Source organism: Streptomyces flavotricini (assembly GCF_020639365.1).
GTDB lineage: Bacteria > Actinomycetota > Actinomycetes > Streptomycetales > Streptomycetaceae > Streptomyces > Streptomyces flavotricini.
In genome coordinates, this window is record NZ_JAINUL010000001.1 from 297731 (window position 1) to 317305 (window position 19575).

General features: G+C 71.9%; 18 protein-coding genes. 10 read left to right on the top strand and 8 right to left on the bottom strand.

Going from position 1 to position 19575, the window contains the following annotated elements:
- Window positions 1-152 precede the first annotated feature (152 nt).
- The 3 genes from K7B10_RS01545 (at window position 153) to K7B10_RS01555 (ending at window position 3406) form a co-directional block, all read left to right on the top strand.
- Window positions 153-1517, top strand: a complete 1365-nt coding sequence (locus K7B10_RS01545; RefSeq protein WP_229334143.1) for a pyridoxal phosphate-dependent decarboxylase family protein — start codon at window positions 153-155, stop codon at window positions 1515-1517.
- Between the two features lie 331 nt (window positions 1518-1848).
- On the top strand, window positions 1849-3153 hold the full coding sequence (locus tag K7B10_RS01550) for a ferredoxin reductase family protein (RefSeq protein WP_229334144.1): 1305 nt from the start codon (window positions 1849-1851) through the stop codon (window positions 3151-3153).
- A 16-nt stretch (window positions 3154-3169) separates the two neighbouring features.
- Window positions 3170-3406, top strand: coding sequence for a hypothetical protein (locus K7B10_RS01555; RefSeq protein WP_229334145.1), 237 nt, complete (start codon window positions 3170-3172; stop codon window positions 3404-3406).
- A gap of 46 nt (window positions 3407-3452) precedes the next feature.
- Here the strand turns inward: K7B10_RS01555 and K7B10_RS01560 are convergent, their stop codons facing one another.
- Genes K7B10_RS01560 through K7B10_RS01570 form a run of 3 tightly spaced genes read right to left on the bottom strand, consistent with a single transcriptional unit; the run spans window position 3453 to window position 7131 of the window.
- Window positions 3453-5813 carry an ABC transporter permease gene (locus tag K7B10_RS01560; protein WP_229344687.1) on the bottom strand — a complete coding sequence of 787 codons (2361 nt, stop codon included), beginning with the start codon at window positions 5811-5813 and terminating at the stop codon, window positions 3453-3455.
- A gap of 2 nt (window positions 5814-5815) precedes the next feature.
- Window positions 5816-6628, bottom strand: coding sequence for an ABC transporter ATP-binding protein (locus K7B10_RS01565; RefSeq protein ID WP_229334146.1), 813 nt, complete (start codon window positions 6626-6628; stop codon window positions 5816-5818).
- Window positions 6625-7131 carry a PadR family transcriptional regulator gene (locus K7B10_RS01570; RefSeq protein WP_229334147.1) on the bottom strand — a complete coding sequence of 169 codons (507 nt, stop codon included), beginning with the start codon at window positions 7129-7131 and terminating at the stop codon, window positions 6625-6627. Before K7B10_RS01570 ends, K7B10_RS01565 begins: the two co-directional genes overlap by 4 nt.
- Before the next feature lie 180 nt (window positions 7132-7311).
- Between K7B10_RS01570 and K7B10_RS01575 the strand changes: the two genes are divergently transcribed.
- The 5 genes from K7B10_RS01575 (at window position 7312) to K7B10_RS01595 (ending at window position 14171) form a co-directional block, all read left to right on the top strand.
- The gene (locus tag K7B10_RS01575) at window positions 7312-8586 is read left to right on the top strand and encodes an ABC transporter substrate-binding protein (protein WP_229334148.1); all 1275 of its coding nucleotides are present in this window, start codon (window positions 7312-7314) and stop codon (window positions 8584-8586) included.
- 216 nt (window positions 8587-8802) lie between these two features.
- On the top strand, window positions 8803-10485 hold the full coding sequence (locus K7B10_RS01580) for a glycoside hydrolase family 13 protein (protein ID WP_229334149.1): 1683 nt from the start codon (window positions 8803-8805) through the stop codon (window positions 10483-10485).
- Window positions 10486-10570: 85 nt separating this feature from the next.
- Complete coding sequence (locus tag K7B10_RS01585) at window positions 10571-11905, top strand: ABC transporter substrate-binding protein (protein WP_229334150.1); 1335 nt, start codon at window positions 10571-10573, stop codon at window positions 11903-11905.
- Window positions 11906-11916: 11 nt separating this feature from the next.
- The gene (locus tag K7B10_RS01590; RefSeq protein ID WP_229334151.1) at window positions 11917-13311 is read left to right on the top strand and encodes an ABC transporter permease; all 1395 of its coding nucleotides are present in this window, start codon (window positions 11917-11919) and stop codon (window positions 13309-13311) included.
- Window positions 13308-14171 carry a carbohydrate ABC transporter permease gene (locus K7B10_RS01595; RefSeq protein WP_229334152.1) on the top strand — a complete coding sequence of 288 codons (864 nt, stop codon included), beginning with the start codon at window positions 13308-13310 and terminating at the stop codon, window positions 14169-14171. Before K7B10_RS01590 ends, K7B10_RS01595 begins: the two co-directional genes overlap by 4 nt.
- 25 nt (window positions 14172-14196) lie before the next feature.
- On the opposite strand, the gene K7B10_RS01600 is transcribed toward K7B10_RS01595, so the two are convergent.
- Complete coding sequence (locus tag K7B10_RS01600) at window positions 14197-14478, bottom strand: hypothetical protein (RefSeq protein WP_229334153.1); 282 nt, start codon at window positions 14476-14478, stop codon at window positions 14197-14199.
- 160 nt (window positions 14479-14638) lie between these two features.
- Here K7B10_RS01600 and K7B10_RS01605 point away from each other — a divergent pair, with 160 nt between their 5' ends.
- Window positions 14639-15052: a response regulator gene (locus K7B10_RS01605; protein ID WP_229334154.1), complete on the top strand. Its 414-nt coding sequence runs from the start codon at window positions 14639-14641 to the stop codon at window positions 15050-15052.
- Window positions 15053-15174: 122 nt separating this feature from the next.
- On the opposite strand, the gene K7B10_RS01610 is transcribed toward K7B10_RS01605, so the two are convergent.
- The 4 genes from K7B10_RS01610 to K7B10_RS01625 all read right to left on the bottom strand — a co-directional run bounded on the left by K7B10_RS01610 (window position 15175) and on the right by K7B10_RS01625 (window position 17996).
- A complete protein-coding gene (locus K7B10_RS01610; RefSeq protein ID WP_229334155.1) occupies window positions 15175-15486 on the bottom strand; it encodes an SCO5918 family protein in 312 nt (103 codons plus the stop codon).
- 48 nt (window positions 15487-15534) lie between these two features.
- Window positions 15535-15957, bottom strand: coding sequence for a CBS domain-containing protein (locus K7B10_RS01615; RefSeq protein WP_372481349.1), 423 nt, complete (start codon window positions 15955-15957; stop codon window positions 15535-15537).
- A 46-nt stretch (window positions 15958-16003) separates the two neighbouring features.
- Window positions 16004-17515, bottom strand: coding sequence for a DEAD/DEAH box helicase (locus K7B10_RS01620; protein WP_229334157.1), 1512 nt, complete (start codon window positions 17513-17515; stop codon window positions 16004-16006).
- Window positions 17516-17792: 277 nt separating this feature from the next.
- The gene (locus tag K7B10_RS01625) at window positions 17793-17996 is read right to left on the bottom strand and encodes a cold-shock protein (protein ID WP_229334158.1); all 204 of its coding nucleotides are present in this window, start codon (window positions 17994-17996) and stop codon (window positions 17793-17795) included.
- Window positions 17997-18474: 478 nt separating this feature from the next.
- Between K7B10_RS01625 and K7B10_RS01630 the strand changes: the two genes are divergently transcribed.
- On the top strand, window positions 18475-19467 hold the full coding sequence (locus tag K7B10_RS01630; protein ID WP_229334159.1) for a DUF4344 domain-containing metallopeptidase: 993 nt from the start codon (window positions 18475-18477) through the stop codon (window positions 19465-19467).
- The last annotated feature ends 108 nt before the right edge of the window (window positions 19468-19575 follow it).

Genomic DNA, 19575 nt, shown 5'->3' on the forward strand with positions numbered 1-19575 from the left:
CATGCACCGCGGCCGCCCCGGTACAAATTCGGCTCGGAATTCCAGCCGTCCGGGAGGCGGAAACGGGGGGTGGGGATCGGCGCCGCGGCGCCGTGCCGGACGCCCGCTCGGCTCGATTGCGCGGTGGCGGCGATGGTCCCATAGTCCAAGGTATGGACGCGCGCGAAGAGGCGCTCCGACGGGCGTACGGCCATGCCACCCGGTGGCTGTCGAGCCTGGACGACCGCCCGGTTCCCGCCCGCGCTCCGGTCGACGAGATCGTGCGCGCGCTGGGTACCGCGCTGCCCGACGGTCCGAGCTCGCCGGCCGACGTCGTCGACCTGCTGGCCACGGCCTGTGAGCCGGGGCTCACCGCGTTTCCCGGCGGCCGCTTCTACGGTTTCGTGATCGGCGGCACCGAACCGGCCGCCCTGGCCGCGGACTGGCTGGTCAGCGCGTGGGACCGGAACTGTGTGATGCGTGCCGTCTCGCCCGCGTACGCGGCGGTGGAGGACGTCGCCGGCAGCTGGCTGCTCGACCTGCTCGGCCTGCCGGGCGACAGCGCCGTCGGCTTCACCACGGGTGCCACGATGGCGAACTTCACCTGCCTCGCCGCCGGGCGCGACGCGGTGTTGCGCCGCGCGGGCCGGGACGTCGCCCGCGATGGCCTCGCGGGCGGGCCGGCGGTCCGCGTCCTCGTGGGCGAGGACCGCCACATCACCGTTGACCTGGCGCTGCGCTATCTCGGGCTGGGCAGGCCGGAGCCGGTGGCGTCGGACGGTGAGGGGCGCATCGTGCCGGAGGCCCTGCGCAGCGCGCTGGCGGCCGGCGGGCGGATTCCGACGATCGTGGTCCTCCAGGCCGGAGACATCCACACCGGCGCCTTCGACCCCTTCGTCGAGACGGTCCGTGCGGCGCGCGCGGCGGACGCGTGGGTGCACGTGGACGGCGCCTTCGGGCTGTGGGCTGCCGCGTCGCCGCGGTACGCGCACCTGACGGCGGGCTGCGCGGACGCCGATTCGTGGGCGACGGACGCCCACAAGACGCTGAACGTCCCGTACGACTGCGGGCTCGCCATCGTGCGCGACCCGTCCACGGTCCGGGCGTCCATGGGCCTGCAGGGTGACTACCTCATCCAGGACGAGTACGGCGACCCCATCGACAAGGTGCCCGAACTCTCCCGGCGCGGCAGGGCCTTCACCGTGTGGGCCGCGCTCAGGTCCCTCGGCCGGTCGGGAGTGGCCGATCTCGTCGAGCGGCTGTGCCGGCACGCCCGCGCCTTCGGCACGGGCATCGCCGGGATCGACGGCGCGAGCGTGCTCAACGACGTGGTGTTCACCCAGGTGTGCGCCGGCTTCGGCAGCGACGAGCGCACCGACGGGGTGCTCGCCCGGCTGCTCGCCGACGGCACGGTGTGGATCAGCGGCTCGTCGTGGCGCGGCCGTCGCGTCATGCGGATCTCGGTGAGCAACTGGTCGACGACGGACGAGGACGTGACGCGCGCCCTCGGCGCGATCCGTCGCGCTTCGGCCGGTTGAGAGCGCGGGTGGAGAGCGCCGCCCGAGCATGCTCCCTGACATCAATGTTCTTCGCTTGGGTGCTGGTGTGAAAGTGCAAAGAATGCCCCAAGCATGCGTCCGCTGGGGGCGGCAAACCCCTTCCGTTTGGGCACTTATATCGCCAATGTCATGACATAAGCCGCATATCGTCGCACGTGATGGACCTCATCCTGTGTGCATCACCATTGCTCGCCCTGATTGCGTTTGCGCATAGTTGCCGCTGCTATGCCCCTGCAGCACCGAGCGAAACGGACCTTGGCATGACCCTCCCGCCCACTCCGCCGTGCGCTCCAGGCGTGGGGCGACTCGGATGAAGACCGCTTCCGAGCGACTGCGCGCCGGGCTGGCCGCCGGTGCGGTCCTCGTCACCCTGCTGTGGGCCGCCCAGGTGCACCCCTCCGCCCGGCCCGACGAGCTGATCGGGGCCGCCGCGCACCTCAGCGGGCTCCTCGCCGGTTACGGGATCCTCGTCATGCTCTTCCTGATGGCCCGCGTACCGGCAGTCGAGCACGGCGTCGGCGCCGACCGACTCGCCCGCTGGCACGCCTTCGGCGGCCGCTGGGTCCTGGTCCTGTGCGGTGCCCACGGAATGTTCGCCCTCGTCGTGTACGCCCTGCGCACCGGGACCGACCTGCTGACCGCCACCGGGGCCATGTTCCGCTACCCGGCCCTCATCGCCGCGTTCGCGGGCGGCGCCCTGCTCGCGGGCGCGGGCCTGATCTCCGCCCGTGCCGTACGCCGCCGCGTCTCGCACGAAGCCTGGCGCGGCGTCCACCTGCTGACCTACCTCGCCGCCGCGCTGGGATTCGTCCACCAGCTGGCCGGCCCCGACGTCGCCGTCACCGCCTTCACCACCTGGTTCTGGGCCCTGCTGCACACCGTCGTCGGCGTACTGCTCGCCTGGTACCGCGCGATCGTCCCGGTCCGCCAGGCCCTGCGGCACGGACTGCGCGTCGCCAGCGTGGAGCACGAGGGCCCCGGCGTGGTCTCCGTCACCATCCAAGGGGACAGGCTCCGCGAACTGCGGGCCGAACCGGGTCAGTTCTTCCGCTGGCGTTTCCTGCGGGGCGGCCTGTGGCACACCGCCCTGCCGTTCTCGCTCTCCGCGCCCGCCCGCGACGACCGCCTCCGCATCACCGTGAAGGCCCTCGGCGGGCACTCCCGCAGGGTCCGCGGGCTGCGGCCCGGCACCAGGGTCCTGGCGACCGGCCCGTTCGGCGCGCTCACCGGGCGGCGCCGCACCCGCCCCAAGGTCCTGCTGATCGCGGGCGGCATCGGCATCACTCCGATGCGCGCCCTCTTCGAGTCCCTGCCCGCGAGCCCCGGCGACCTCACGCTGCTCTACCGCGCGGGCGACGCCGACCAACTGGTCCTGCGCGCCGAGCTGGAGGCCATCGCCGCGTCCCGCAAGGCCGCACTGCACTACCTGGTGGGCCGTTCCGACGCCGCGTACGACCCGCTCGCGCCCCAGGCCCTGCACGCCCTCGTCCCCGACCTGGTTGACCGCGACGTCTACCTCTGCGGGCCGCCCGGCATGGCCGACGCCACGACCACGTCACTGCTCAGGGCGGGCGTCCCGTCCGCACGCATCCACTCAGAGTGCTTCACCTACTGAGGACGCCGATTCTCCGATGAACCCGTACTCCACACCCCAGGAGCCCGCGCTTCCCGTGGCGCCCGCTCCGGCTTCCGAGCCGCAGCCGCGGGCCCGCCGGGCGGCCGCCCGGCACCGCAAGTCCGCTCCCTCCCGCCGGCTCGCCGCCGGGCTCGCCCTGGCCAGCGTGGCGGCCGCAACGCTCATCACGGTGACCGTCGAACCGGCCGCGCCGGGCCCGGACACGAGGCCGGGCGCGCAGCGCGCACGCTGAGCGCCGCGGCTCCGGTCAGGCGCACCGCCCCACCGGTCCGGTCCGGTCAGAGCGTGTCGCTCAGCGAGTCCGCCAGCCTGCGCCGGGCGGTCCGGGTCGCCGGCACCAGCGCCGCCAGCACCGCTCCGAGCACCGCTCCGGCGACCACCACCGACAGCACGGGCGCCGAGGGGAACCGGGCGATGCCCGCGCCGATCCCGCTCGATGCGCCCTGCGCGTCCACCAGCCAGCTGCCGGACAGCACTCCCAGGACCGTCCCCACCACGGCGGAGGCCAGCGCGGTCAGTCCGGCGGCCGTCACGATCACCGAGCCGATCTGCCGGGGCGTCAGCCCGATCGCCTTCAGTGCGAGCAGGTCCCGGCCCCGGTCGCGAACGCCCGTGCTGATCAGCGTCAGCAGTTCCGTCAGTCCGATCAGCGCCAGCACCGCGATCAGGGCGGCGATCACCGCGCGCGCCGGCTCCAGCCGGTCGGCCGGATTGGGGGTCTCCCGGACCTCCAGCGTCCCGCCCGCCGCCGTGGCGAGCGCGGCGCTCACCGCCCGGGGGTCCGCGCCCTTGTGCAGCACCAGGGCGTGGAAGTCGGGCCGCAGCGCCGGATCGCGCTCGCGCAGCGCGTCGAGGGTCGTGGTGATCACCCGGCCCCCGGATTCGGGTTCGATGGAGCGGCCGACCAGGTGCAGGATCTGCGGCCGGCCCTCCACGGTCATCCGCACCCACGCACCGACGCGCACCCCGAGGAGATCGAGCAGCCCTTGCCCGGCCACCGCCTCGTCCGGGCCTTCGAGCGGGCGTCCTTCCACCACCGTGGAGGGGTACGGGGACCCGGCCGTGCCCAGCCCGCGCAGCGTGATGGTGCCGGTCTGGCCCGGTACGAGCGCCGCCACCTCGGCGCCGGGATGGACCTCGGCGACGTCCGGGACGGCCGCGAGTACCTTCTCCAGTTCCGCGTCGGCAGCTCCCGCGGGCTGTTCGGTGCGTACGGTCAGGGCCGCGGGCAGCCCCATCTGCGCGGGCCGGCTGCGGAACTGGTCCAGCGTCGACCAGGCGACGAGCGCGACGGTGATCAGCACCAGTGGCAGGGCGAGGCGGGCCACGGGTACGAGCGTCCGGCCCCGGCGCGGGAACGCCGCGCGCCACCCCAGCACCAGTGCGGGAGGCACCCGCATTCCGAGGGCCCGCCTGCTGAGGGCGGTCATCGGCGCGGCGGACGGCAGAGCGGCCCGGGCCACCGGCACGGGTGGCACCCGTCCGGCCCGCCAGGCCGACAGCCCGGTGGCGGCCGCGATCAGCAGCACCGCACCGCAGGGCACTCCGATCATGAGCCCGGTGTGACCGGGAAGGTCCTGCCACACCGCGGCCGCCTCACCGATGCGCCCCGGTATGCGGGCGCCGAGCAGGGCGATCGCGGTCGTGCCGAGGGTCACGCCGAGGAGGGCGAAGGCCAGGTGCTGTACGAGGAATCCGCGGGCCACCTGGCCGGGGGTGAAGCCGACGGCCTTGAGGATCGCGATGTCCCGCAGCTGGCCGCGGACCCGGGCCCCGATGGCGCCGGCCGCGGCGAGCGCCGCCGCGAGCAGTGCTCCGAGCCCGAAGACGGCGAACACCTGCCCCAGGAGCCGGTCGTCGCCGCCCGCCTCGGCTCGTGCCTGCTGCCACTTGGTGACCTGGGCCACCCGGTCGGCGCCGAGCACGGTCACGGCGCGCTGCACGATGAAGTCGGTGTCGTCGGGATCCGCCAGGCGCAGGCCCACGCTCTGCCCGGTGGCCCCGTGGGCGATCTCGTCGAGGTCCGCGTCGAGCACCCAGCCGATGCCGGACGCGCCGCCCGGGTGGTAGCGGGGTTCGGCCACCTCGGCTATGCCGCTCACCCGCAGGGCGTGCGGGGCGCCGTCCGGTCCGGTGACCCGTACGGTGTCGCCGGGCTCGGCCCACAGCGCCCGCGCGACCGAGGCCTCCAGTACGACGGCACCGGTACCCGCACCGGCGTCCGTGCCGGTACGGGTACGGGTACGGGTACCGGCCTCCGGACGGGTGAGCCAGCCGCCGGAGGTGACGAGCGGCCGTCCCGTCTCCGGGGGTGCCGTCGCGGCCGCGCGCAGCGTGACCCCGGCCCGTGCGCCGTGCGCCTCGACCGTCGTCGCCGCCGTGCGGTAGGGCCCGGAGAGTGCCGCGACGCCGTCGAGGCCGGCCAGGGCGTCCGCGTCCGCCCCCGCGCGGGTGTGCAGCCAGATGTGCGCGCCGTGGGACTGGTTGAAGATCCGCTGCCAGGGGTTGGCGGCGTAGCTGAAGAGTGCGCCGGCCAGCAGGAGCGAGGCGATGATCCCGGCGCTGGCCAGTACGACGGAGAGTGCTTCGCCCCGGTGTGCGCGGAAGTCGGCGTGGGCCCAGCGCAGGGTGGCGCGCACGGTCACTGCTTCGGTTCCAGTTCCAGGTCCAGTACCCCGGAGACGCCGCGGACCGGCGCGCGCCGTCCGCCGTCGAGGTGTGCGTCGTCGGCTATGCGCCCGTCGAAGAAGCTGATGACGCGGTCGGCGGCGCTGGCCATCCGGGCGTCATGGGTGACCATCATGATCGTCTGGCCGCGCTGGTGGAAGCGGGAGAGCAGCCGCAGCACCTCGCGGGTGCCCTTGCTGTCGAGACTGCCGGCCGGTTCGTCGGCGAGCAGGAGGGCGGGGTGGTTCACGAGTGCGCGGGCGAGCGCGACCCGCTGCTGTTCTCCTCCGGACAGCTCGCCGGGCATCGACCGCTCGCGGCCTTCGAGGCCCAGCTCGGCGAGCAGTTCGGCGCGGGATGCCCGGGCGGCCTTCGGGGAGGCGCCGGCGAGCAGGGCGGGCAGTTCGACGTTGTCGGCGACGGTGAGGTTGGAGACCAGGTTGAAGAACTGGAAGACGACGCCGATGCTGCGGCGCCTGAGGACCGCCCAGCGGGCCTCGCGGTACTCGTCGACGCGCTCCCCGGCGAGCCACAGCTTTCCGCTGTCGGGCCGCTGGAGTCCGCCGATCAGGTGCAGCAGTGTGGACTTGCCCGCTCCCGACGGTCCGGTGACCGCGACGAACTCCCCCGGCCGGACGGACAGGTCCACCCCGCGCACGGCGTGCACCGGCAGGCCTTCGCCGTGGTGCGTCTTGGTCAGGCCTTCGGCGCGCACGATGGGCACCGCACCGGCGGCGGCGACGGTGTCGGCGGGCACGGCCGGAGCCGTGGTGGCGTCGTCGCTCATTCCAGCTCCTCCTGACAGCGTTCCAGCCAGTCGAGATCGGCCTGCAGGTGCAGCATGGCGCCCTCGATCAGCAGGTGGGAGATCTTGTTGTCGCGGTCCTCGGCCGCGGCCAGCTTGGACAGGTCCCGCATGGTGTTGAGGTACTGCCGCCGCTGCTTGTTGATCAGGGCGATGGGGTCGGCCAGGCCGGACTGTGGAGCGAGCGCCAGCTTCATGAAGAACTCGTCCCGTACCCGGGGTTCCTCGGCGGTTTCCTCGAACCAGGCCAGTACGGCCTCGCGCCCGGCGTCCGTCAGCCTGTACGTACGCTTGTTGGGCCGGCCCGACTGCTCGACGTCCTCGCCTTCGATGAGGCCGCTCTTCTCCAGCCGGCCGAGGGTGACGTAGATCTGGCCGACGTTGGGCTGAGGGTACGCGGCACCCAAGAGCTTCTCAAGGTCCTGCTTCAGCTCGTAACCGTGCGCAGGGCTACGGGTGAGGAGCGCAAGGAGCGCCAGCCGCACTCGCTCCCCCTCCTTCCCGCTCCGTAGTCAACGGTTCACTCGGCAACGGGCCGGGTGGCGCCGCCCTCCGGCTCGTCTGCCTGGACGTCTAGTATCGCCCATGCCTAACGGGTATATATAGGCCACGGTGGTCGGCGGCGCAGCCGGATCGAGCACTGCGTCGTGCGCTGGGAGGAATCTATGCGGTGGACACGTGCCGCGGGTAGAGCTCTCCTGGTGGCGGCGGTGGTGCTGGCGGGGTACGCGGGTTTCGGCGTCCGCTCCGACGCGGGCGCGGCTTCCGCGGGCCGCGGTCCCCTGACGCTCGTGACGGCGGGCGATCTGACCGACTACCTCTCCCCGCTCCTCGACGACTGGAACGAAGCCCACCCGGGCGAACGGGTCACGCTCGTCGAACTGCCCGACTCGGCCGACGAGACCCGGGCGCAGATGATCAGCGAACTGCGCTCGGGCCGCGACCGGTTCGACGTGCTGAACATCGACGTCGCATGGACCTCGGAGTTCGCGGCGGCCGGCTGGATCTCCCCGCTGGAGCGCGGGCGCTTCCCCCTGGACGCCTTCCTGCGGCCGGTCGTCGACACCGCGACCTTCGACGGACGCCTGTACGCGGTCCCGTACGTGACGAACGCGGGACTTCTGTACTACCGCAAGGACCTCCTGGACCGGGAGGGCGAGCAACCGCCGCGCACCTGGGCCGAGCTGGCCCGCCAGGCGCGCACGATCGCCCCGAAGTACGGACTGGACGGGTACGCCGGCCAGTTCCTCCCGTACGAGGGCCTCACCGTCAACGTCACCGAGGCAGTGCAGTCGGCGGGCGGTTCGATCCTGCGCGACGACGGCGCACGGGTGACGGTGGACTCCGACGCGGCGCGCACCGGTCTGCGCTTCCTCGCGGACGGCGTACGGGACGGCTGGATCTCCCGTGACGCGCTCGGCTACAAGGAGGAGGAGTCGCGGCGGGCCTTCCAGGAGGGCCGGCTGCTCTTCCTGCGGAACTGGCCGTACGTGTACGCGGACGCCGGGGCGAGCGGCTCGAAGGTCGCGGGCAGGTTCGGCGCCGTGCCGCTGCCCGGACCCGACGGGCCCGGCACCAGTGTGCTGGGGGGCTCCAACCTCGCCGTGAGCAGCCATGCGCGGCATCCCGCCTCCGCGGCCGATCTCATCTCCTACCTGACCAGTGAACGGGTCCAGCGGCAGGTGCTGACCAAGGGCTCGCTGCCACCGGTGCGCGCCGCGCTGTACGAGGACCCCGAGCTGGTCCGCGCGTATCCCTATCTGCCCACGCTCCGCCAGAGCGTGCTGTCGGCGGTGCCCCGCCCCAAGAGTCCGCGCTACGACCAGGTGAGCCTCGCCGTGCAGGCCGTGGCGCAGGACGTGATGGCGCTGCGCCAGACGCCGGAGCAGGCCGTGGCGCGGCTCGCACGCGAGCTCGGGCCCCTCTCCCGCAGGGGCTGACTGCCCCTCGTCGCGGCCATCCCGAAGGGCCTCTACTTACATGTTAAGTAGAGGCCCTTCGTCGTGCGAGCGGAGATACCTGCACAAATCACCCCAGTCTTTCGCCATTTCTGGACACATCGTTGACACCTTCCAGTCGCTGCTACTTAACATGCATACATAACAGCGCACCCGCTCTGGGGCGCTCTCGCATTCAGCAGAACAGGTCGACGCGAGATGCTCAGCACCCTTCCGGCCGACTCCGGCCACCCCTCCCCCACCGCCACCGCACCGGCCCCCTGGTGGCGCGACGCGGTGATCTACCAGGTCTACGTCCGCAGCTTCCTCGACAGCACCGGCGACGGCATCGGCGATCTGGCCGGCGTCCGGGCCGGACTCCCCTACCTGCGCAAGCTCGGCGTCGACGGCATCTGGCTCAGCCCGTTCTACCCGTCCCCGCAGCACGACCACGGCTACGACGTCGCCGACTACTGCGGCGTCGACCCCGTCTACGGCGACCTCGCCGAGTTCGACCGGCTGGTCGCGGACGTCCACCGCCTCGGACTCAAGCTGCTGCTCGACATCGTCCCCAACCACTGCTCGAGCGAACACCCGTGGTTCCGCGCGGCGCTCGCCGGGGCTCCGGGCAGTGCGCAGCGCTCCCGTTTCCACTTCGCCCCCGGACGCGGTCCGACCGGGGCCGAGCCGCCCAACAACTGGCGCGCGATGTTCGGCGGTCCCGCCTGGAGCCGCGTCCAGGAGCCCGACGGCACCCCCGGCGAGTGGTACCTGCACCTGTTCACTCCCGAGCAGCCCGATCTGAACTGGCGTGACCCCGCCGTCGGCGACGAGTTCGAGCGGGTGCTGCGCTTCTGGCTGGACCGCGGTGTCGACGGCTTCCGCATCGACGTCGCCGCCGGACTGTTCAAGCACCCCGAACTGCCCGACTCCGACGATCCCGGAGCCGACGAGCGCGCCCGCGACGCGGTCAACCAGCTGGCCTGGAACCGGCCCGAGGTGCACGGCGTGTGGCGCCGCTGGCGCGCGGTGTGCGAGGAGTACGGCGTCCTGGACGGCCGGGAGCGGCTGCTGGTCGGCGAGGTGTCAGTGCCGACCGCGCGCGAGCACGCCGCGTACGTCCGCCCCGACGAACTGCACCAGGCCTTCTTCTTCGACCTGCTCAGCGCACCCTGGGACGCCGACGCCTTCCGCGCGACGATCACCGAGGCGATACGGGACATCGCCGGCACCGGCTCCACCGTCACCTGGGTGCTCAACAACCACGACCAGGTCCGTACGGTCACCCGCTACGCGGGCGAGCCCGGGGTGGAAGGCAGCGGGCTGGGAGCCGCCCGCGCCCGCGCCGCCGCCCTGCTGATGCTCGCGCTGCCCGGTGCGGCCTACGTCTACCAGGGCGAGGAGCTCGGACTGCCCGAGGTCCTCGACCTGCCGGACGAGGTCCTCACCGATCCGATCTTCCACCGCACCGGCAGCCGCAAGCACGTCAGGGACGGCTGCCGCGTGCCGCTGCCCTGGTCGGGGCACGCCTCCCCCTTCGGCTTCAGCCAGGGCGTGCCCGGCGCGAATCCGTGGCTGCCGCAGCCCGAGTGGTTCGCCGAGCACTCCACGGACCGGGCCCTGGCCGACACCCGTTCCTTCTGGCACCTCTACCGCGAAGGCCTCCAGCTGCGGCGCAGCCTGCCGCAGCTCGGCGAGGGCACCCTGCGCTGGCTGGACGCACCGGCGCAGGTACTCGCGATGGCCCGCGGCGACGGCCTTGTCTGCGCGGTCAACTTCGGTACGGAGCCGGTGCCCGCCCCCGTCGCCGGAACCCCGCTGCTCGCCAGTGGCCCCTGCCCCGACGGGGTGCTCCCCGCGGCGACCGCCGCCTGGTGGACGGCGGAGTGCCCGACGCCGTGACCCCTGGTCGACCGCGGCGAACCCGGTCGGCCGCCCCTGTCCCGCCCCTCTCCCGACGCTTTCCCTCACGAAAAAGGACTTCATCATGCGACGACCCGGCAAGACGACCCGGCGGACCGCGGCCACCGCATCGGCGGCCCTCGCCCTCGCCCTCGGTGCCACCGCCTGCGGAACCGCCACCGGCCCCGCGAGCGGCGGCGAACTGAGCGGCCAGACCGTCACCGTGGCCGGTGTCTGGACCGGCAGCGAGCAGAAGAACTTCAAGAAGGTCCTGGACGCCTTCACCGCGAAGACCGGCGCCAAGACCGTCTTCGTCCCGTCCGGAGACAACGTCTCCACCTTCGTCGGCAGCAAGATCGAGGGCGGCAACGCGCCCGACGTGGTGATGGCCCCCCAGGTGGGCGTGCTCCGGCAGTTCGCCAAGGAGGGCTGGCTCCAGCCGCTGTCCGACGAGGCCGCCAAGACGGCCGGCTCCTCCCTCGCCCCGGTGTGGAAGGACTACGGCAGCGTCGACGGCACCTACTACGGCCTCTACTTCAAGGCCGCCCACAAGTCGACCGTCTGGTACGCCCCCCAGGCCTTCGCCCAGGCCGGCGTCGCCGCCGAGCCCAAGAGCTACGCCGACCTGCTGAAGGCCGGCCGCACCCTCGCCGACTCCGGCCGCCCGGCCTTCGCCATAGCCGGCGAGGACGGCTGGACCCTCACCGACTGGTTCGAGAACATCTACCTCTCGCAGGCTGGGCCGCAGAAGTACGACCAGCTCGCCCAGCACAAGCTCAAGTGGACCGACGACAGCGTCGTCAAGGCGCTGACCACGCTCGGTGAACTGTTCAAGGACAAGCAGCTCGTGGCCGGCGGCGCCCAGACGGCCCTCGGCACCGACTTCCCCTCGTCGGTCGAGCAGGTCTTCGGCCCCGAGCCCAAGGCGGGCATGGTCTACGAGGGCGACTTCGTCGGCGGGATCGCCAAGGACCAGTTCGGCAAGAAGCTCGGGGAGGACGCGAAGTTCTTCCCGTTCCCCGCGGTCGACGGCGGCAGCGCGCCTGTCGTCAGCGGCGGTGACGCGGCCGTCGTCCTCAAGGACGGCAAGAACGGCAAGGCCGGCATGAAGCTCCTCGAATTCCTGGCCGGCCCCGACGCGGCCGAGGTCTGGGCCGGTGCGGGCGGCTTCCTGTCCCCGAACAGCAAGGTCGATCTCGCCGCCTACGGCGACGACACCACGCGTGACACCGCCAAGTCGCTCGTCGCGGCGGGTGATTCGGTCCGCTTCGACATGTCGGACCAGGCCCCGGCGGCGTTCGGCGGCACCAAGGGCGCGGGCGAATGGAAACTCCTCCAGGACTTCCTGCGCGACCCGTCGGACCCGCAGGGCGCGGCGGCGAAACTCGAAGCCGAGGCCGCCAAGGCGTACGGGAACTGAGGCGGCCCACCATGGCTGACACCCTGACCGCCGACAGCGGGACGGCCGACAGCGGGACTGCCAAGAGCAGCAGCACCGCCGGCACCCGTACCGCCCGCCGCCCGGCGGACCCGCGGCGCCTGGCCCGGCGGAGAAAGCGCCGCCTCGCGATCCTCTTCGTACTGCCCGCCCTGCTGCTGCTCGGTGCGCTGGTCGTCTACCCGGTCGTCTTCTCCGTCGGCCGCAGCCTCTTCGACGCCGATGGCGACCGGTTCGTCGGGGTCGGCAACTACGCGGCGATCGTCCACGACCCGGCCACCCTCAAGGCGATCCGCAACAGCACCATCTGGGTCGTCGTCGCCCCCCTCCTGCTGACCGGGCTCGGCCTGATGCTGGCCGTGCTCACCGAGAAGGTGCGCTGGGCGACCGCGTTCAAGCTGGTGCTCTTCCTGCCGATGGCCGTGTCGTTCCTCGCCGCGGGCATCGTCTTCCGCCTCGCCTACGAGCAGGACCCGGACCGGGGCGTGCTCAACGCGGTCGCCGTCGGCGTCCACGACACCTTCGACGACGCCGCCGCCTATCCGACGGCCCGCATCCGGGAGGGCCAGGGCCTGACCGGCCGGGCGGGCGGCCCGTACAGCACCGAGAAGGGCGTACGGACCGGGGGCTCGGTCAGTCTCGGCTTCGTCGGGGTGGCACCCGACGCAGTACCCGCCGGCGCGAAGGCCGCTGCCGCGCCGGCCCCGGCCGCGGACGGGATAGCGGGCGTCGTGTACCTCGACTTCGCCCCCGGCGGCGCGGGCACACCGGGCAGGGTGGACCCGGGCGAGAAGGGCCTGCCCGGCATGACGGTCGAGGCCGTACGGGACGGCCGGGTCGCCGCGACCACGACCGCCGCCGACGACGGGTCGTTCCGTCTCACCGGGCTGGCCGACGGCGAGTACTCCGTGCGGCTGCCCGCGGCCAACTTCGCGGCCCCCTACCAGGGCGTGAACTGGCTCGGCCCGGCACTGGTGACGCCCGCCATCATCGGCGCCTACCTGTGGGTGTGGACCGGTTTCGCGATGGTCCTGATCGGCGCCGGACTCGCGGCGATCCCGCGCGACGCGCTGGAGGCGGCGCGGATGGACGGGGCCGGCGAGGGCCAGATCTTCCGCAGGATCACCGTCCCGCTGCTCGCTCCGGTCCTCACGGTGGTGTTCGTGACCCTCGTGATCAACGTGATGAAGGTCTTCGACCTCGTCTACATCATCGCGCCGGGGCCGGTCCAGGAGGAAGCGAACGTACTGGCCACGCGGATGTGGCTGGTCTCCTTCGGAGGCGGCAACGACCAGGGGCTCGGCAGCGCACTGAGCGTGGTGCTCCTCCTGCTGGTCGTCCCGGCCATGGTCTTCAACATCCGGCGTTTCCGAAGGAGCGGAGCATGAGCAGCCACAGCGCCGTCGAACGACGCCGCCCGGCCCGCCTGTTGGGCAGTTCGGTCGTCCAGGGACTGCTGATCCTGGTCGCCCTCGTATGGATCACCCCGCTCGCGGGCCTGTTCCTCTCCTCGATGCGCTCCGAGCGGGCCAACGCCTCCGACGGCTGGTGGACCGCGCTGGCCGATCCGTCGCAGCTGTCCCTCGACAACTACAGCGCCCTGCTGAAGGACTCGGGCATCGCGCAGGCCTTCGGGAACACCGTCCTGATCTCGGTTCCCACCACCGTTCTGGTCGTCGGCATCGCGGCACTGGCCGGATACGCCTTCGCCTGGCTCGACTTCCCGGGCCGCGACGGCATCTTCCTGGTCGTCGTCGGGCTGCTGGTGGTGCCCGTGCAGATCGGGCTGCTGCCCGTGGCCAAACTCTTCGGGGCGGTGGGGCTGTTCGGCACGATCGCCGGCGTCGTCCTGTTCCACGTCGCCTACGGGCTGCCGTTCGCGGTGTTCCTGCTGCGCAACTACTTCGCCGAGATCCCGGGCGAGATGCTCGAAGCCGCCCGGATGGACGGCGGCAGCGAGTGGCGGATCTTCTTCCGGCTCGTGCTGCCGCTCGGCCGGCCGGCCATCGCGAGTCTGGCCATCTTCCAGTTCCTCTGGGTCTGGAACGACATGCTCGTGGCGCTGCTGTTCGCCGACAGCGGGTCCCAGCCGCTCACGGTCGCGCTGCAGTCCCAGATGCGGCAGTTCGGCAGCAACATCGGCGTCCTCGCGCCGGGTGCCTTCCTGTCCCTGGTGGTCCCGCTCGTCGTCTTCTTCGCCTTCCAGCGGCACTTCGTCCAGGGCGTGATGGCGGGTTCGGTGAAGTGACCGGCCCCGCCTCCGGGCGGGGCCCTCAGCCTCCACGCATCGTCTCGTCGCGGATCGCATTGCGGTGTTCCTCGTAGACGAGCCGGGCGTCATCGCTCGGGAGCGCTTCGGTGGCGAGGCCGCAGGCACATGTCACGACGGTGAGGCCGCGGGGCGCGCGCAGTGCGTGCCCCTGACCGCTCGGGGCTTCACCGGTGGGGTTCTCGTACCGGAGGTGGTGGCGGTACTGGGGCTTGCCGCTGTGCCCCGGGGTGCTGCCGGTGCCGTCGGTGCCGGTCAGGTCAACGCTGGAGAGGTGCTCGCTCATGTCCCCAGTGTGGCCGCCCGCGAGCGGCACCGTCTGCTTCGACCCCACGTCAGCGTGGTCTGCGCGTCGTATGCGCGGTACGGGCAGGCCGTCCCGACCCACCCGGTCCCCGCCTCCCGGGTCGCGTCACCTCGCGCCGGAACGCAGGATGGAGCAGGTGATGACGGTCTTGGTGGTAGGCGTGCCGGATGGCGAGCAGCTCGCGCTTCTGCGCGCCGGTATCCAGCGCAATCCGCACTTCCGGGTCCTGTCGCACGCCCACGACCCCGTCGTCGCTCTCGCGCATGCCCGACTGCTCCTCCCCGACATCACCGTCCTGTCCCTGCCCTCCGGGGTCGACAGCCTCGACGCGGACCCGGGCGTTCTCAGCGTGTTCCACGGGGTTCGCTCCCTGGACCCGCCGAGCGGGGTGGTGCTTCGGACGGCCGCCGACCACGTGCCCCGTGCCGTATCCGCCCTTGCCGTCGAGGGCGCCGTCCACGTCGTGCGCGAGGGGGACGCCGAGGCCTTGATGCGGGCCCTGCGCACGATCGGGCTGCGCCGGGCCAGCTGCGACCCCGACGAAATGCCCTGACCCGGCTTGTCGGCGGGGCTACCGCGTCACGCCGTACGCCAAGACGCGGAAGGGCCCGACCGGGGGCATGCCGGTCGGGCCCTCTCTGCCGTGGTCCTGCCGGCTCGCGCCGGTCGCCACGGTCAGACGGTGGCCGGGGCGCCGAGCAGCGCGGAGGCCTGTTGGAGCGGGCTGAGGCCGCGCACGGGCGCGTCGGCCCGGGGAAGGCCGCGGCACGTGAATCCCAGCTGGGTCATGGCCCGCAGGACCTCGCCGGCACTGAAGTCACGCCGGTCCTGGCGGGTGACGGCCTGGCCGACCTGCTTGACGGGGTAGACGCGGCGGCCGATGACCACGGATTCACCGGTGACCGGTTCGGGCTTGATGCCCTTCATCGTTTCCAGGACGCCGCTCTTGGTGAGGTCGAACGGGAAGCGGGCGATGACACAGCGCATGATGCCTCACAGGGGAAGAGGAGTACGGTACGACCGCGGCGGGGCGGTTCAGCGTGCGAGGGCGAGGCCCGGGCCGGGGGTGCCCGGAGCACTGCCCTGCCCGTCGCCGACGGGCAGGGCGTCGAGCCGCCGGCCGCCCAGCACGAGCCCGGCCCCCGCCCCGGCGGTCCGGGTGAGGGGCGAGGTGAAGGGCCTGCGATCGCCGAGGATGTCCCGCAGCCGGACCCGGTCCGTGTACGTCTCGCCGTCACGGGCGGCGGCGAGCTGGGCCGGGGTGACCAGGCCGGTGCGCAGGCCGTCCTCGTCACAGACCAGCAGGTGTCCCGCGCGGGCGCTGGCCATGACGGACAGGGCCACTTCGACCGTCATGTCGTCGCCGACCCGCGGGCAGGCCTGATCCGTGTCCTCGTCCGCCGCCCTGTGCGCGGGGTCGGCTTCGGCCGTGCGGCCTTGCATCTGGAGCAGCGTCAAAAGGTGCCTCCTGCAGAGATGGGTCAGCTTTCTGATCACGTGGTTCTCAGGCGGCCCTATCGGCGGAACGCCGTGCGCCTGCCCGCCTGGTACTCGCGGCGGAGCCGCGTCGGCCGCGGGAGGTGGCGCTGCGCCCGGACCGCTCGGACACCGGCGCGGTGATGGTGACGGGGATGCCGGAAGGAGCCTGGGCGCCGGTGATCCTGCTCAGGGATTCGTCGCCCGACCGGACCTCGGTGGTCTGGGGGACGATGCCGGCGGCGGTCATGAGCCGGCTCATGTCGCGGCGCTGGTTCGGAGTGACGAGGGTGACGACGCTGCCGGACTCTCCGGCGCGGGCGGTGCGTCCGCCGCGGTGGAGGTAGTCCTTGGGGTCGGTGGGCGGGTCCACGTTGACGACGAGGTCGAGGCTGTCGACGTGGATGCCGCGTGCGGCGACGTTGGTGGCGACCAGCACGGTGACGTGCCCGGTCTTGAACTGGGCGAGGGTGCGGGTGCGCTGGGGCTGCGACTTCCCGCCGTGCAGGGCGGCGGCCCGGACACCGCTGCTCAGCAGGTCCTGGGTCAGCCGGTCGACGGCGTGCTTCGTGTCCAGGAACATCATGACCCGGCCGTCGCGTGCCGCGATCTGCGTCGTCGTCCGGTGCTTGTCGCTGCCGTGGACGTGCAGTACGTGGTGTTCCATCGTGGTGACCGCACCGGCCGAGGGGTCCACGGAGTGCACGACGGGGTCGGTCAGGTACCGGCGCACCAGCAGGTCGACGTTGCGGTCCAGGGTGGCGGAGAAGAGCATCCGCTGGCCCTCGGGGCGCACCTGGTCCAGGAGCGCGGTGACCTGGGGCATGAAGCCCATGTCGGCCATCTGGTCGGCTTCGTCCAGGACGGTGATGGCGACGTGGTTCAGCCGGCAGTCACCGCGGTCGATGAGGTCCTTGAGGCGGCCCGGGGTCGCGACGACGACTTCGGACCCGCCGCGCAGTGCTCCGGCCTGCTTGCCGATCGACATTCCGCCCACGACGGTGGCCAGGCGCAGCTTGACCGAGCGGGCGTAGGGCGTCAGAGCCTCGGTGACCTGCTGCGCGAGCTCACGCGTCGGTACGAGGACGAGGGCGAGGGGCTGGCGGGGCTCGGCCCGCTGTCCGGCGGTACGAGCCAGCAGTGCCAGGCCGAAGGCCAGGGTCTTGCCGGAGCCGGTGCGGCCGCGGCCGAGTACATCGCGGCCCGCGAGGGTGTTGGGCAGGGTGGCTCCCTGGATCGGGAACGGCACGCTCACGCCCTGCGCGCCGAGGGCGGCCAGCAGCTCCCGGGGCATGTCCAGGTCGGCGAAGGTCTCGACGGCAGGGAGTGCGGGGGTGATCGTCTCCGGCAGAGCGAACTCACCCTGCGCCGCGGCGGGTCGTCGGCCGTAGCCGCCCGAACGACGGGGGGCGGACGAACGGCTGGGGGCGGAGGAGCCGAAGCGGCCGCTCCGGCCGGAACCGGCGGAGGCGCCGAAAGCGGGGCCGCCGGTACGGCTGCGGGTGCGAGCGGTGCGGTTGTTCGTGCGTACGGGGTTCATTCAGAACCTTCCTTGATGCGGCGCGTATCAAGGAATTCCAGCAGCGAATAAACAGCGCGGGGAATCGCAAGAACGGGCCGAATGAAATGCGGAAACGGAACTGGCCACAGGCATTCAGTGCGGGCACAGGCGCCGAAACAGGTGATGCCGGGGGTGAAATCCCGTTCTGCATCCTGGCGGGAATCCCCGCAGGCGAACCCACTGCGGGAGGTGATGCCTGTAGCTGGGGCCCGCACCCCGAGGGATGCGGGCCCCAGCTACAGAGTGCGCGCCGCCGTCAGGCGGGAAGGATGTTCTCGGCCGTCGGGCCCTTTTGTCCCTGCGCGATGTCGAAGGTGACCTTCTGGCCTTCGGCCAGCTCACGGAAGCCCTGGGCGGCAATGTTGGAGAAGTGGGCGAAAACGTCGGGGCCGCCGCCGTCCTGCTCGATGAAGCCGAAACCCTTGGCGGCGTTGAACCACTTCACTGTGCCAGCCGGCATGCATGTCTCCTTGGGGGCAGTACATCGGGATCCGCACTGCACGGACACCGTGTCGCCGCGATGATGCCCCGCCCGGAAAACGTCCGGAAATATTAAGCGCTTCCATCGACGCGGAGGCCGATCGGAGGCACTCGAAGATTTTTGGGTACCAAAACTGCAACCGAGATCGACAGTAGCACGCCGCGGCGGCCGGTGGGGGATTGAGGATTTTAAAGCCGAGTACCGCGGAAACAAATCTTCTCGCTGGGCTTGTCGAAATCTCAGTTCGCGGGCACAGATATTCCTTCCTCATCGGCGGCGGCGCCTTCCATCGAGACCGCGGCAGGCGCATCACCGGACCGGCACGAATTCCCCACGACGCCGGTGCGCGTCCCGAACCGGCGAACGAGTGCGTCCCCCGAACGGACGGCTCGACGGGCACCCACCTGCGGGTGGCCGGAGGATCGGTGGGGAAACACGCGACGGGAGCTGGCCAAGGATGCCGAACACCGCCGGTCATTCGACGAGGGCGCACTTCGTGCTGTCAGGCGTGCTGGTCCTCGCCGGGGTCGTTCTGACCGGGTGCGGCGGCGACGCCCGCGACGCCTGGCAGGGGCCGGGAGCGGGACCTCACCTGCAGGCGGCGCGCTCCGGCAGGGTCACCGTCGTCTACGAGACCCGGACGGTCAGACCCGAGGACCGGGAGGCCGTGGCATTGATCCGGAACTCCCGTGTGCTGGAGCGGTCGGCCGACTGGGTGAACAGAACGCTCGTCCTCCCGCACGACATGACCGTCAAGGTCACCGCCGACGTACCGCCCGGCGTCACCGACGCCGTCACCCAGCCCGACGGCAGGACCATCTTCATCCCGCCGTCGTTCCTGACCGAGATCGAGAAGACCCTCGCCGACGTGGTGAAGTCCGTCGAACGGCCCGCCCCGTTCCCCGCGTCCGAGTACAACACCGACGATCTGACCGTACTGTCGACCGAGTTCGTCTTCGGACACGAGATGGGCCACGCCTTGCAACGTCAGCTCCTCCTGGCCAACCTCGGCCTCGAAGAGGACGCGGCTGACGGCTTCGCGTCCTTCTACACCGTCAACGAGGTCGGGCCGGGCCCCTCGCTGGCTGCCGCGATCCTCTTCGACGAGCTCGCCCGGAAAGAAGGCCGGCCGACCCTGGAAGGCTTGGCGAGCGACCACCCCGTGACCCAGCAACGGGCCTTCAACTTCCTTTGCTACCTGGACGGCAGTGACCCGAAGAAGTACCGGCGTTCCCTGGTCGACAGCGGCTACCTCCCCAAGACCCGCGCCCCCCTGTGCCCACAGGCGTGGGCCATGCTGGACTACGGCTGGTGGACCCAGCTCCAACCCCACTTCAGCGCGGCGTTCAAGGCGCAGGGTGGAGCGGAGCAGAAGAAGGCGCACGCACGGCTCATCGCCGAGACGGATGCTCTGGCCAAGCGCATCGACGAGATCCGCACCGGCCACTGAGCCTGCCGGGCGCAGGCCCGTGATGCCGTCCGGCTGTCCGGGAAGGGACAGGGGCGGGGGCAAGGGTGGTGACCTGCGGCGAGCGGAGCTCCGCGGTGCGTCCAGCAC

What these genes read in the sequence shown, in the direction of transcription:
- K7B10_RS01545 (WP_229334143.1), top strand. Translation starts at nt 153, where the DNA reads ATGGACGCGCGCGAAGAGGCGCTCCGACGGGCGTACGGCCATGCCACC.
- K7B10_RS01550 (WP_229334144.1), top strand. Translation starts at nt 1,849, where the DNA reads ATGAAGACCGCTTCCGAGCGACTGCGCGCCGGGCTGGCCGCCGGTGCG.
- K7B10_RS01555 (WP_229334145.1), top strand. Translation starts at nt 3,170, where the DNA reads ATGAACCCGTACTCCACACCCCAGGAGCCCGCGCTTCCCGTGGCGCCC.
- K7B10_RS01565 (WP_229334146.1), bottom strand. Translation starts at nt 6,628, where the DNA reads ATGAGCGACGACGCCACCACGGCTCCGGCCGTGCCCGCCGACACCGTC.
- K7B10_RS01575 (WP_229334148.1), top strand. Translation starts at nt 7,312, where the DNA reads ATGCGGTGGACACGTGCCGCGGGTAGAGCTCTCCTGGTGGCGGCGGTG.
- K7B10_RS01580 (WP_229334149.1), top strand. Translation starts at nt 8,803, where the DNA reads ATGCTCAGCACCCTTCCGGCCGACTCCGGCCACCCCTCCCCCACCGCC.
- K7B10_RS01585 (WP_229334150.1), top strand. Translation starts at nt 10,571, where the DNA reads ATGCGACGACCCGGCAAGACGACCCGGCGGACCGCGGCCACCGCATCG.
- K7B10_RS01590 (WP_229334151.1), top strand. Translation starts at nt 11,917, where the DNA reads ATGGCTGACACCCTGACCGCCGACAGCGGGACGGCCGACAGCGGGACT.
- K7B10_RS01595 (WP_229334152.1), top strand. Translation starts at nt 13,308, where the DNA reads ATGAGCAGCCACAGCGCCGTCGAACGACGCCGCCCGGCCCGCCTGTTG.
- K7B10_RS01600 (WP_229334153.1), bottom strand. Translation starts at nt 14,478, where the DNA reads ATGAGCGAGCACCTCTCCAGCGTTGACCTGACCGGCACCGACGGCACC.
- K7B10_RS01605 (WP_229334154.1), top strand. Translation starts at nt 14,639, where the DNA reads ATGACGGTCTTGGTGGTAGGCGTGCCGGATGGCGAGCAGCTCGCGCTT.
- K7B10_RS01610 (WP_229334155.1), bottom strand. Translation starts at nt 15,486, where the DNA reads ATGCGCTGTGTCATCGCCCGCTTCCCGTTCGACCTCACCAAGAGCGGC.
- K7B10_RS01620 (WP_229334157.1), bottom strand. Translation starts at nt 17,515, where the DNA reads ATGAACCCCGTACGCACGAACAACCGCACCGCTCGCACCCGCAGCCGT.
- K7B10_RS01625 (WP_229334158.1), bottom strand. Translation starts at nt 17,996, where the DNA reads ATGCCGGCTGGCACAGTGAAGTGGTTCAACGCCGCCAAGGGTTTCGGC.
- K7B10_RS01630 (WP_229334159.1), top strand. Translation starts at nt 18,475, where the DNA reads ATGCCGAACACCGCCGGTCATTCGACGAGGGCGCACTTCGTGCTGTCA.